This is a genomic window from Enterovibrio paralichthyis, from assembly GCF_019209835.1.
Taxonomy (GTDB): domain Bacteria; phylum Pseudomonadota; class Gammaproteobacteria; order Enterobacterales; family Vibrionaceae; genus Enterovibrio; species Enterovibrio paralichthyis.
Window position 1 is genome coordinate 161,001 of sequence record NZ_JAHUTS010000004.1, and the last position, 12,216, is coordinate 173,216.

At 49.6% G+C, this 12,216-nt stretch carries 11 protein-coding genes; 6 read left to right on the top strand and 5 right to left on the bottom strand.

The annotated features are described in order from the left end of the window. The first annotated feature begins 675 nt into the window (after positions 1–675). The 6 genes from KU854_RS06760 (at position 676) to oppF (ending at position 6,970) form a co-directional block, all read left to right on the top strand. Positions 676–831: a hypothetical protein gene (locus KU854_RS06760; RefSeq protein WP_218357664.1), complete on the top strand. Its 156-nt coding sequence runs from the start codon at positions 676–678 to the stop codon at positions 829–831. Between the two features lie 607 nt (positions 832–1,438). After that, a complete protein-coding gene (locus KU854_RS06765) occupies positions 1,439–3,079 on the top strand; it encodes an ABC transporter substrate-binding protein (RefSeq protein ID WP_218357665.1) in 1,641 nt (546 codons plus the stop codon). A 72-nt stretch (positions 3,080–3,151) separates the two neighbouring features. Continuing rightward, complete coding sequence (gene oppB / locus KU854_RS06770) at positions 3,152–4,075, top strand: oligopeptide ABC transporter permease OppB (RefSeq protein ID WP_054779860.1); 924 nt, start codon at positions 3,152–3,154, stop codon at positions 4,073–4,075. Positions 4,076–4,088: 13 nt separating this feature from the next. Then, the gene (gene oppC, locus KU854_RS06775; RefSeq protein ID WP_218357819.1) at positions 4,089–5,000 is read left to right on the top strand and encodes an oligopeptide ABC transporter permease OppC; all 912 of its coding nucleotides are present in this window, start codon (positions 4,089–4,091) and stop codon (positions 4,998–5,000) included. Between the two features lie 9 nt (positions 5,001–5,009). Then, positions 5,010–5,975 carry an ABC transporter ATP-binding protein gene (gene oppD, locus KU854_RS06780; RefSeq protein WP_218357666.1) on the top strand — a complete coding sequence of 322 codons (966 nt, stop codon included), beginning with the start codon at positions 5,010–5,012 and terminating at the stop codon, positions 5,973–5,975. Between the two features lie 8 nt (positions 5,976–5,983). Next, positions 5,984–6,970 carry a murein tripeptide/oligopeptide ABC transporter ATP binding protein OppF gene (oppF, locus tag KU854_RS06785; protein ID WP_218357821.1) on the top strand — a complete coding sequence of 329 codons (987 nt, stop codon included), beginning with the start codon at positions 5,984–5,986 and terminating at the stop codon, positions 6,968–6,970. 78 nt (positions 6,971–7,048) lie between these two features. On the opposite strand, the gene KU854_RS06790 is transcribed toward oppF, so the two are convergent. The 5 genes from KU854_RS06790 to KU854_RS06810 all read right to left on the bottom strand — a co-directional run bounded on the left by KU854_RS06790 (position 7,049) and on the right by KU854_RS06810 (position 12,174). Continuing rightward, complete coding sequence (locus KU854_RS06790; RefSeq protein WP_218357667.1) at positions 7,049–8,182, bottom strand: ribosomal protein uL16 3-hydroxylase; 1,134 nt, start codon at positions 8,180–8,182, stop codon at positions 7,049–7,051. A 99-nt stretch (positions 8,183–8,281) separates the two neighbouring features. Next, positions 8,282–9,652, bottom strand: coding sequence for an adenylosuccinate lyase (gene purB, locus KU854_RS06795; protein ID WP_218357668.1), 1,371 nt, complete (start codon positions 9,650–9,652; stop codon positions 8,282–8,284). Positions 9,653–9,674: 22 nt separating this feature from the next. Beyond that, complete coding sequence (gene hflD / locus KU854_RS06800) at positions 9,675–10,295, bottom strand: high frequency lysogenization protein HflD (RefSeq protein ID WP_218357669.1); 621 nt, start codon at positions 10,293–10,295, stop codon at positions 9,675–9,677. Between the two features lie 13 nt (positions 10,296–10,308). Further along, a complete protein-coding gene (mnmA, locus tag KU854_RS06805; RefSeq protein WP_218357670.1) occupies positions 10,309–11,421 on the bottom strand; it encodes a tRNA 2-thiouridine(34) synthase MnmA in 1,113 nt (370 codons plus the stop codon). 93 nt (positions 11,422–11,514) lie between these two features. After that, complete coding sequence (locus KU854_RS06810) at positions 11,515–12,174, bottom strand: pseudouridine synthase (RefSeq protein WP_218357671.1); 660 nt, start codon at positions 12,172–12,174, stop codon at positions 11,515–11,517. Positions 12,175–12,216: the final 42 nt, after the last annotated feature.

Below are 12,216 nucleotides of genomic sequence, written 5' to 3' on the forward strand. Positions count from 1 at the left end.
CCCCGTTACATTGCGGTTATTTTCTGAACAGGGCGTCACAAAATTGCAAGGGTTTAGGTATAAAGGAAAATAAGTGACAGGCAAAAAATAACCTCTCTTTCGAGAGGTTATTAATCAGCAGTTAATACTGTGTTTCAGCGGCTTTCTTTTGCTTTTTCTTCGTTTGCCTGTTTCTTGGCAGTAGGAATAAAGCCGTGTCGGACGCGAGAGCACAGAGGTCTTGAATGGGAACCGGCAGGTCTCATTTTGATGATCGTCTCTTTTTAAATATTGTTTGGTAAAGGGTTTGTGTTGCACCTCAGTGCCGATCAAAACAACGTTTCTTTACATCGGTACAGAGATATAGTGCGCAAAAATTAGGACTTTCACAAACAGATTCGTGTCACATTTGGAACCATTTTGAATAAATTCTAACCAGCATTTTTTTTATTCCTCCTTGTTATTAAAACCCTTCTAATTGCAAGGAAGTAGGGTTTATTTCCAAGTGGTTGCTGACTTTGATTTTGTCGGGATCTTCTGCGGTTAAGATGTGGGAAGGATCTCATTGTGTCAAAGTTGGGGCGGGGGCGTCGTGACGTTTTGCTACACTGAAATCAGCGGGGTGTAATGTCTATCACCTCCGCGCGCACGAGCAGTTGGTGTGCCATGTGGAATGAATCAATCAGGAGGATCACGATGGGACATAGACGTATCAGCAATAAAAAGATGAAGCAGATGCTTCAGGAAGTGCTGCCGGATGACTACCGCCAGGGTAAAGATGGCGCATTGGTTGAAGGTAAAGAGCAAAAACGCAACCAAGATCCTCTACCTCTCCAGGATTCTCAGAAATAGTCTTTAATTACTGTTTGTTAACGCATAAGCCAGCATTTATTGCTGGCTTTTTTGTGTTCTGGAACCGCGCTTGAGGAGGAAGAATAAGTCACTTATATGCAGTAAAAATCTGTTTACTAAGTGTAAACAAGTAATAATTCCTATTGAAATCATCCTGCTACGCCTACAAGTCGCTGCATTGCTCCCACTGTTGGATATAAAGTTTATTCGTTCTGGAAGCATTTTTATGCCTCCATGAATTCTGCAGACACTAAGTTTGTTCGAATAATGTCTCAATTTATACCGATAACACTAGTTATTAATGCTCAAAAAAGGCGCAATAGTAACTATTCGTACAATTTTCCTCTTTGTATTTGCCAAGGTATGAATGAAGTGTTCATCTTGATGCATTTAAATGGATGATTGTGCTGCTTATGGTTTGCATGTTAGATGGATGTGATTTTTTTTGCCTATTTTGTGGCAAATTACTTTGGAGCTTGGTAAGGTTCCAAGCAATTCTCCGTAAATCCCTCTACTTTTGTGCAGAAAAGCAGCTTTTTTTGCTTCACATTCTGGTAGATGCGGAGAGTGTCATGGATGCAACTGAAGGATAAATTGGAGTATCTGCATGTATAAGAACAAAATCACTCAGGCGCTGCTTCTCGGCGCGGGTATGGCCGTAGCGGCTACCTCTTTCACTTCAACCGCAGCTGAAGTACCAGCGGGCGTGAAACTCGCACCAAAACAAGAATTGGTTCGCGGTAATGGTACTGAAGTGGCGTCATTGGACCCACACAAAGTGGAAGGCGTGCCTGAGTCACATGTTTTGCGTGATCTGATGGAAGGCTTGGTTATCCAGGATGCGCTCGGTAACACCATTCCTGGTGTGGCTGAATCCTGGAGCACGGACGATAACCAAACGTTCACGTTCAAAATCCGCAAAGACGCGAAGTGGTCAAACGGTGACCCGGTAACCGCGCAGGATTTCGAGTACAGCTTTAAACGTGCCGCTGACCCGGCCACTGCATCGCCTTACGCTTGGTATATCGAATACACCAAGATGAAGAATGCGAAAGACGTTATTGCAGGGAAAAAACCTGTGAGCGATCTGGCTGTGAAAGCTGTCGATGACCAGACGCTGGTTATTGAGACTGACGTTCCACTGCCATATTTCGTGAAGATGCTGGCACACACCACCATGTATCCGGTGCACAAAGCAACCGTTGAGAAATTTGGTGATGCGTGGACCAAGCCAGGCAACTTTGTGGGTAACGGTGCTTACCAGCTTGCTGACTGGGTCGTGAACGAGAAGATCGTTTTGGCGCGTAACCCTAACTATTGGGATAACAAAGATACTGTTATCGATCAGGTTACTTTCCTGCCAATCGAAAACCAAAATGCGGAAATGAACCGCTTCCTTTCTGGCGAAATTGATATCACTTATGAAGTGCCAAATGAGCAGTTCCGTCGCCTGTCCAAACAGTACCCAGACAACGTTGTTGTGTCTCCAAACCTGTGTACTTACTACTACGGCTTTAACAACCAGAAAGCGCCATTCAATGATGTGCGTGTCCGTAAAGCGCTGTCTTACACTATTGACCGCGATATCGTAACAAAAGCAATTCTGGGTCAGGGTCAGCAACCCGCTTATGCTCTCACTCACAGCGGTATTACCGGTTTTGCGCCAGAAAAACCTGCTTATGCAAACATGACGCAGAAAGAGCGTATTGCTGAAGCGAAGAAACTGCTGGAAGAGGCAGGATTTGGCCCGGGTAACCCGTTGGACTTCACCCTGCTTTACAACACCAGCGAAAACCACAAGAAGATTGCGGTAGCAATCCAGTCTATGTGGAAAAAATCGCTGGGTGGTTTTGTCAACGTCACGCTGGAAAACCAAGAGTGGAAGACGTATCTGGACAACAGTAAGCAAGGCAACTTTGATGTTCGCCGTGCAGGCTGGTGTGCCGACTACAATGAAGCGTCAACCTTCCTGGCTATCGCGATGACCGAAAATGGTTCTAACGACCAGAAATACTCCAGCGAAATCTTCGACAAAGCCATGAATGACGCGGTTAAAGTGGCGAAAACCGACGAAGAGCGTAACCAATACTACGCAATCGCAGAAGCGCAACTGGCTAAGGATATGCCAATTGCACCAATCTACCAGTATGTTCAGCCGCGTCTGGTTGCAACACACGTAGGTGGTTACCCAGAGAAGAACCCACAAGACAATCTCTACACCAAAGATATGTACATTATCGCAGAATAATTACAGGGTTTTTCCATGCGCCTGTGGCCCAACTGCGGGCGCATGTTTTTTCGAACATAAGTAGGATGCTTTATGTTTAGATTGATTTTTACTCGTACACTGGAAGCGATACCAACCCTGTTGGTATTGATTACGATTTCATTTTTCCTGATGCGTTTCGCGCCCGGAAACCCCTTTTCTTCCGAAAAAACACTGCCTGCTGAGGTCATGCAAAATATCGAAGCCAAATATGGTTTGGATAAGCCATTGTTTGAGCAATACACCACGTATCTCGGAAATGTGGTACTGCGTGGCGATTTTGGCCCTTCATTCAAGTACAAAGACTACACAGTGAATGAGCTGATCGCCTCAGCGTTGCCGGTATCTGCCAAAGTGGGCTTCTATGCCTTTATTGTGACCGTCATTATTGGTGTCACCATCGGCACCATCGCGGCACTGCGGCAAAACAGTTGGGTGGACTATCTCATTATGTCCACGTCCATGTTCGGGGTTGTTTTGCCTTCCTTCGTCCTCGCCCCGGTACTGATATACATCTTCTCCATTGGCTTTGGCTGGCTTCCAGCTGGTGGCTGGAATGGCGGTGCACTGGAATACATGGTGCTGCCGATTATCGCGATGTCATTCCTTTATATCGCAACGTTTGCCCGTATTACCCGTGGCAGCATGATTGAAACCTTGAACAGTAACTTCATTCGAACCGCCAAAGCGAAAGGCTTGAGCATGCGTTACATCGTCCTGAAGCATGCACTTCGTCCGGCGCTCTTGCCTGTGGTGTCTTACATGGGGCCTGCATTTGTCGGCATTATCACAGGTTCGGTGGTTATCGAGACCATCTTTGGTCTGCCAGGCATCGGCAAACTGTTCGTTAACGCCGCATTCAACCGCGACTACTCGCTGGTTCTGGGAGTCACAATCCTGATTGGTGCGCTGTTTATCATCTTCAATGCCATCGTAGACATTCTGCTTGCGTGGCTGGATCCGAAGATTCGTTATTGAGGTTTGAATTATGATTTTAAAAAGAGAAGAAAATAACGAAGCGATCGAGAATTTCTCTGCTCAGTTGGAAGTTGAAGGTCGCAGTCTTTGGCAAGATGCGCGCATCCGTTTTATGCGCAACAAAGCGGCGATGACCAGCCTGTTTATCCTGCTGTGTATTACCGCCTGGGTTCTGATTGGCCCAATGTTTGCCACTTATGCGTTTGATGACACTGATTGGTATGCCATGCATGCGGCGCCATCGCTGGCTGACGATGGGCACATTTTCGGCACTGATGCTCTGGGGCGTGATATTTACGTCCGAACCCTGATGGGTGGCCAGATCTCACTGATGGTTGGCTTGATGGGCGCGCTGGTGGCGGTTGTTATCGGTACCATTTACGGTGCGACATCTGGCTACATTGGCGGACGTACAGACCGCGTGATGATGCGTATTCTGGAAATCCTGAACGCTATCCCGTTCATGTTCCTGGTTATCGTGTTGGTCACTTTCTTTGGCCGTAACATCTTCCTTATCTTCGTGGCAATCGGTGCTATTGCCTGGCTGGATATGGCGCGTATCGTACGTGGCCAAACCCTGAGCCTGCGCAACAAGGAATTTATCGAAGCAGCCCATGTTTGTGGCGTCAGTACCCGCAACATTATTCTCCGCCATATTGTGCCGAATGTACTGGGTATCGTGGCGGTTTACTCAACCTTGCTTATCCCAACCATGATCCTGATTGAGTCATTCCTTAGCTTCCTTGGTCTGGGCGTTCAGGAGCCAATGACAAGCTGGGGCGCACTGCTTCAGGAAGGCTCACAAACCATGGAGCTGGCAATTTGGCAGCTGGCCTTCCCGACTCTGTTTATGGTCACCACACTGCTGTGCTTTAACTATGTGGGTGATGGTCTGCGTGACGCGTTGGATCCGAAGGATCGATAAGGAGGAAGTATGAGCCTGTTAGATGTGAAAGACCTGCGCGTAGAATTTAAGACCCAGGATGGGTCAGTGACCGCAGTAAACGACCTGAATTTCTCCCTGGACCGTGGTGAAACCCTCGGCATTGTTGGTGAGTCAGGTTCAGGTAAAAGCCAGACCGTGTTCTCTATCATGGGGCTTTTGGCGAAAAACGGCGTTGTATCCGGCAGCGCCCTGTTTGAGGGCAGGGAAATTCTGAACCTGCCTGAGAAAGAACTGAATAAAATCCGTGCCGAGCAAATTGCCATGATTTTCCAGGATCCAATGACATCATTGAATCCGTTTATGAAAGTCAGCGACCAGTTAATGGAAGTGCTCATGCTGCACAAAGGCATGGGCAAAGCAGAAGCATTTGAAGAATCTGTGCGCATGCTGGAAGCGGTGAAAATTCCGGAAGCGCGCAAACGTATCACTATGTATCCGCACGAATTCTCAGGCGGTATGCGTCAGCGTGTGATGATTGCGATGGCGCTGCTTTGTCGTCCTAAACTGCTGATTGCCGATGAACCGACAACCGCACTGGATGTGACGGTTCAAGCGCAAATCATGGAGCTTTTAAATGAACTGAAAAGTGAGTTCAACACCGCCATTATCATGATCACCCACGACTTGGGTGTGGTTGCCGGTTCTTGTGACAAAGTACTGGTGATGTATGCAGGGCGCACGATGGAATATGGCAAAGTGGATGAGATTTTCTACAAGCCAAGTCATCCCTATACAGAAGGCCTGCTCAAAGCCATTCCACGTCTGGATACGGAAGGTGAAGTGCTGCCAACCATTCCGGGTAACCCACCTAACTTGCTGAAATTACCGCCGGGCTGTCCTTATCAGGATCGCTGCCACCGAGTGGGCGATCGCTGTCGTAGCGAATCGCCGATTCTGACGCCGTTTGCTGATGGCCGATTACGTGCGTGTTTTTCTGATCAGGAGGCTTGGTAATGGGTGTGATGGATAAAAAACTCTTGCTGGATATTGAAGATCTAAAGGTGCATTTCAATATTGCGGCCAAATCTGCCTGGCCTTGGGCGAAACCTGCGACATTGAAAGCCGTTGATGGCGTTAACATCAAGCTTTACGAAGGTGAAACCCTGGGTGTGGTGGGCGAGTCCGGCTGTGGAAAGTCTACATTTGCCCGTGCTGTCATTGGCCTAGTGCAGGCCACGGAAGGTCAGGTTGTCTGGCTGGGACAGGATCTGACCAAGCTGCAAGGTAATGCATTGCGCGAAAAACGCAAAGAAATCCAGATGATTTTCCAGGATCCGTTGGCCTCGTTGAACCCACGTATGACCGTCGGGGATATCATTGCTGAGCCACTGCAAACCTTCTATCCAGAGTTGTCCAAGGATGAAGTGAAGCAGCGCGTCCAGGAAATGATGACGCGCGTCGGTCTGCTACCCAACGTGATTAACCGCTATCCCCATGAGTTCTCTGGTGGGCAGTGTCAGCGTATCGGTATCGCCCGCGCACTTATCCTGAAACCGAAACTGGTGATTTGTGATGAGCCGGTATCTGCGCTGGATGTGTCGATTCAGGCGCAGGTGGTTAACCTGCTGAAAGAGCTTCAAAAAGAGATGGGTCTGAGCCTTATCTTTATTGCTCATGACCTGTCTGTGGTGAAACACATTTCTGACCGCGTTCTGGTCATGTATCTGGGTAATGCAGTAGAGCTCGCTGAAGGTAAGGAACTGTTTGATAACCCACAACACCCTTACACCAAGGCTTTGATGTCGGCCGTGCCGGTGCCGGATCCGGTCAAAGAACGTAACAAGCAAATCCAGTTGCTGGAAGGGGAGTTGCCGTCTCCGATGAACCCGCCTTCTGGCTGTGTTTTCCGCACCCGCTGCCCGATTGCCACAGAAGCCTGTGCGAAGCAAAAACCCACATTGGAGGGGACAGACCTCCACGCGGTGTCTTGCCTGCAGGTCCAGCTTTAAAACTAAGCTAACCTATACAGAAAAGCCTTCCGATTGGAAGGCTTTGTTTTATCTATGGTTTGGCAACACTGCGGGCGATTAAGCCTGTGGATACCACAAACCTTGGTTGCAAAGATCCAGCAGCAGTGCCAGAACAGCAGGGTTGTTAGCCAGTGGACCCAGCTCATCGACAGAGAAGTCTTCGAAGTCACACAGCACTTTGCCGAATGTTTCGCAGCCCTCTGGTAGTTCGATGGTTTCACCATTGATGAAAACGACGCCCGGGTTGTTCTCGTGGTACAGCGCCTTAAGCCCTGATACTTTCTCAAGGAACAAACCGTCAGCCAGGAATTGCTGCAGCTCGTCTGATTGCCATGGGGGATCTGCCGGCATGATATCAAGCTCGTGGCGGGATGAACTCAACTGTTCACCCATCCAGCGTGCTTTCGCTTCTTCATCATTGATAAGCTTCATCAGCATATCATTCAGCGCATTGTATTCCGCTTTTGGGATCATGCCGTGTTCATCGCGGGTTTGAAGCTCAGGGTTGTGGTAATGCACGTCACCTTTGTCATTCGCAATGATGTAGTCAGCGTAACCGTTCAGCAGTTCTTGTTTCTTCGGTGAACGGTAGCCCACAGAGTAGCTCAGGGACACATCGATAGTGTTGCCTTCATGCGGGTAACCCGGCGGGATGTAGAGGATGTCACCCGGCTCCAGGATTTCGTCGATCATAGGCTCGAAACCTTCAATCTGACGAAGACCTGTGTGGTGGTTGGCATCTTTGTATTCGCCCAGTGGGCCTACACGCCAGCGGCGCTTACCCATTCCTTGACAGATAAACACATCGTATTGGTCGATGTGCGGGCCTACACCACCTTCCGGCATTGAAAGGCAGATCATTACATCATCAAACAGCCAGTTAGGCAGACCACGGAACGGTTCAGCCAGTGCGCGAGGCCCTGGGTGCCAGTGGTTAGCCGCTTGGATAATCAGTTGCGAATGGGTATCTGGGAAGTCATCAAAGCTTTCAAACGGGCCATGCTGCGCCTGCCAGTTACCATCAAGGTTGGTGACAAAGCGGGAATCGATTTCTTCTTCCATCGCCAGACCTGCCACTTCGTCAGGGGTGATTGGGTCTTCGAAATCAACAAAGCCGTTTTTGATAACGACGGGTTCTTTATGCCAGAAGCGGGTCAGAAAGTCGTTCAGGTCGAAATTTAACTGATACATAGGGGTAATGCGTTTACTTGAAATTGGGGGAGAGTATAAACGAGGTGCATTAAAAAAGCCCGAATACTGGTGCATTCGGGCTTTTTAGGCTGTTTGGGATTACAGCTGGTCAGTCAGCTTAACAGCGTCACCAATGTAGTTTGCTGGCGTCATTTCTTTCAGACGCGCTTTCTCGTGCTCTGGCAGTTCCAGACCGTCGATGAATGCACGCATGCCTTCGCCATCAACACGTTTACCACGGGTTAGCTCTTTCAGCTTCTCGTATGGCTTCTCAATACCGTAGCGACGCATCACGGTTTGAACTGGTTCAGCCAGTACTTCCCAGTTTTTGTCCAGTTCCGCTTCAAGCGCTGCCTGGTTCACTTCCAGCTTGCTGATGCCTTTCAGGGTAGAGGTGTATGCGATGATCGCATAGCCTACGCCCACACCCAGGTTACGCAGAACGGTTGAGTCGGTCAGGTCGCGCTGCCAGCGAGAGATTGGCAGCTTCTGAGCCAGATGACCGAAGATCGCGTTCGCCAGACCCAGGTTACCTTCTGAGTTTTCGAAGTCGATTGGGTTCACTTTGTGCGGCATGGTTGAAGAACCGATTTCGCCGGCAATGGTTTTTTGCTTAAAGTGACCCAGCGCGATGTAGCCCCAAACATCGCGGTCGAAATCGATCAGGATGGTGTTAAAACGTGCAATCGCATCGAACAGCTCTGCAATGTAGTCATGTGGTTCGATTTGCGTGGTGTACGGGTTCCAGGTCACGCCCAGAGATTCAGTGATGAACGCTTCGCTGAACTGGTGCCAGTTAACTTCCGGGTACGCAGACAGGTGGGCGTTGTAGTTACCTACTGCGCCGTTGATCTTGGCCAGGATTTCCACGTTTTCGATTTGCTTGTACTGACGCTCCATGCGGTACGCCACGTTTGCCATTTCTTTACCCATGGTGGATGGGGAAGCTGGCTGGCCGTGGGTACGGGACAGAAGCGGTACTTCGCGGTATTCCGCTGCCAGTGCTTTAATTGCATCAATCACGTTGCGGATTTCTGGCAGGATCACTGTCTCACGTGCTTCTTTCAGCATCAGGGCATGAGAGGTGTTGTTGATGTCTTCAGAGGTACAGGCAAAGTGAATGAACTCGTTAACCGCGTTCAGTTCGGCATTGTCTGCTACTTTCTCTTTCAGGAAATACTCAACCGCTTTCACGTCGTGGTTGGTAGTGCGCTCAATCTCTTTGATGCGCATTGCATCTGCTTCGCTGAACTCGGCAGCGATTTGGTCGAGCAGTGCGTTTGCTTCTGCGCTGAATGCCGGTACTTCCTTGATGGCATCTGTTGCAGCCAGTTTCTGCAGCCAACGGATTTCTACGATAGTACGGTACTTCAGCAGGCCAAACTCACTGAAGATTGAACGTAACGCAATCGTTTTCGTCCCGTAGCGGCCATCAACCGGTGAAACAGCTGTCAATGCTGACAGTTCCATGGGCTCTCTCCTGAATTTAATATTACGAATTTCGGGCTAAGATGATTTTGGCCTGCTCAATCATTTGTTTACGACCAAAAATGAGGTGTCGGCGTTTACCGCCTACTTGACGCCAGAGCACGGCACCGCGGATACCCGCTAACAGCAGGGCGCGTACTTTGTGTTGTACGCCGGTTTGCTGAAGCTGGGCTGGGTTACCGGTTACTTGAATACGCGGGCCGAGTGGGCTGATGGTATCCAGATAGATACTGGCAAGGTTGCTGATCATTTGATCATCGAGCAGGTCAAAGTGTTGGATCTGGCGCTGGACGGTCTCGATGCGATCGCCAAGCTGTGCAAGGCTGTCGCGGCGACCGGACAGTTTGCGCTCCAGTGCCAGAAGGTTGATCAGATAACGGGTGAGCTCACTGCCACCCGGGCTGTTATCCAATTCATTGATAAGCGTATTGAGCCCCAGGGTGAGGTTTTCTTCATTGCCGAAAACCTCGAGGGTGGAGCCCGGATTGGTTTGGATAATACTGTTCAAGCTGGCGCTGAGTGCGTCGTAATCACAACTTCCTTTGCGTGCAACTTCCTGAACCAGTTTGACGGATTGACAGATACCTGCGAACGCGATGGTACGATCAAACAAAGTATTAGCCACAGATGAATGCTCCTTAAATGCGCTGTTCGATGATGCCGCCACCCAGGCAAACTTCACCGCTATAAAATACCGCTGACTGACCAGGAGTCACCGCAGATTGCGGTTCATCAAAGCTCACTTTGATCTGGTCACCATCAATGGGCTCGATGGTACATGATATGTCTTGTTGGCGGTATCGCGTTTTTACGGTGCACTTCAATGGTTCGGTAATCGTTTCGCGATCTACCCAATGCAGTTGTCCCGCAACCAGACCTTTAGAGAAAAGGCGCGGGTGATCATGGCCTTGTGCAACAATCAGCACGTTACGCTCAACGTCTTTATCGACCACATACCAAGGCGCCTCGAGGCCGTTGCCGCCTTTTTGACCACCAATGTGCAAGCCTTTACGCTGACCCAGTGTGTGGTACATCAAACCCTGATGTTCGCCGATGTGCTCTCCGTCAACGGTTTCAATGATGCCTGGCTGTGCTGGCAGGTACTTCGACAGAAAATCGGTGAACTTGCGCTCGCCGATAAAACAAATGCCGGTGGAGTCTTTTTTCTTCGCTGTCACCAAGCCTTGCTCTTCAGCGATACGGCGTACTTCCGGCTTTTCCAGATCGCCAACCGGAAACAGGCTGCGTGCAACCTGTTCGTGGCTCAGGGTGTACAGGAAGTAGCTCTGGTCTTTGTTGCTGTCGAGGCCGCGCAGCATTTGTGCCTTTTCGCCTTCCATGGTTGGGAAGGTGCGGCGCACATAGTGACCCATTGCGATGTAGTCTGCTTCCAGTACTTCGTCAGCAAACTCGAGAAACGCTTTGAATTTAATTTCTTTGTTGCACAGGATATCTGGGTTTGGTGTACGGCCTGCCTTGTACTCGGTCAGGAAGTGCTCGAACACGTTGTCCCAGTATTCTGCTGCGAAGTTAATGGTGTGCAGGGGAATGCCCAGCTTGTCACAAACGGCCTGTGCATCGGCCAGATCTTCCGCTGCCGAGCAGTACTCGTCGTTATCATCTTCTTCCCAGTTTTTCATAAACAGGCCTTCTACCTGATAGCCCTGTTGCTTCAGTAGGTAAGCGGACACTGAGGAGTCGACGCCGCCGGACATACCGACAATAACTTTTTTGCTGCTGTTATCTGACATGACGAAATTTCTAGCTCCAATTAAATCGGGGGCAGAGTTTAACAGAAACCTTTACGCGGTTACAGATGGGATATGAGTCACAATTTAACTGTATTAACCACGTGGCGGTGGAGGCACTTCGCACCATTCGCCGGGTTTGAGGCCGTCTACTGTCCAGTTTGCCATCTGGTAGCGCACCAAACGTAGTGTCGGGTGGCCTACAGCGGCTGTCATTCGGCGCACCTGACGGTTTCGACCTTCTGTCAGCGTAATAGCCAACCAGGTGGTTGGTACCGAAGGACGGTGGCGGATAGGCGGGTTACGATCCCAGATGTCGGGAGCGTCCATCACTTCAATCCCGGCGGGCAGAGTCCAGCCATCATTCAGTTCCACGCCATCGCGCAGAGCCTGCAAAGCTTCATCACTTGGAATACCCTCTATTTGTACCCAATAGGTCTTGGCGGACTTGGAAGATGGCTGGGTTAATCGTGCCTGCAAAATGCCATCATTGGTCAAAACCAACAATCCTTCACTATCTTTATCCAGACGACCTGCCGGATAAACATCCTTAACCGGGATAAAATCCGCAAGGGTAGAGTCGCCGGGCTCACCGGTAAACTGGGTCAGCGTGTTAAACGGCTTGTTGAAAATGATCACTTTCGTCGGGCCTTTTGGACGTGCAGGTTTATCGCTGCGTCGGCGTGAAGCGCGTCGAAAATTTTGTTTTGAAGTCGGCGAGTTAGCGCCTTTTTTAGGGGTGGTTTTAAACGTCATGAAGTCGTGTCAATCGGGTCTGGTAACAAATGAGACCTCGGT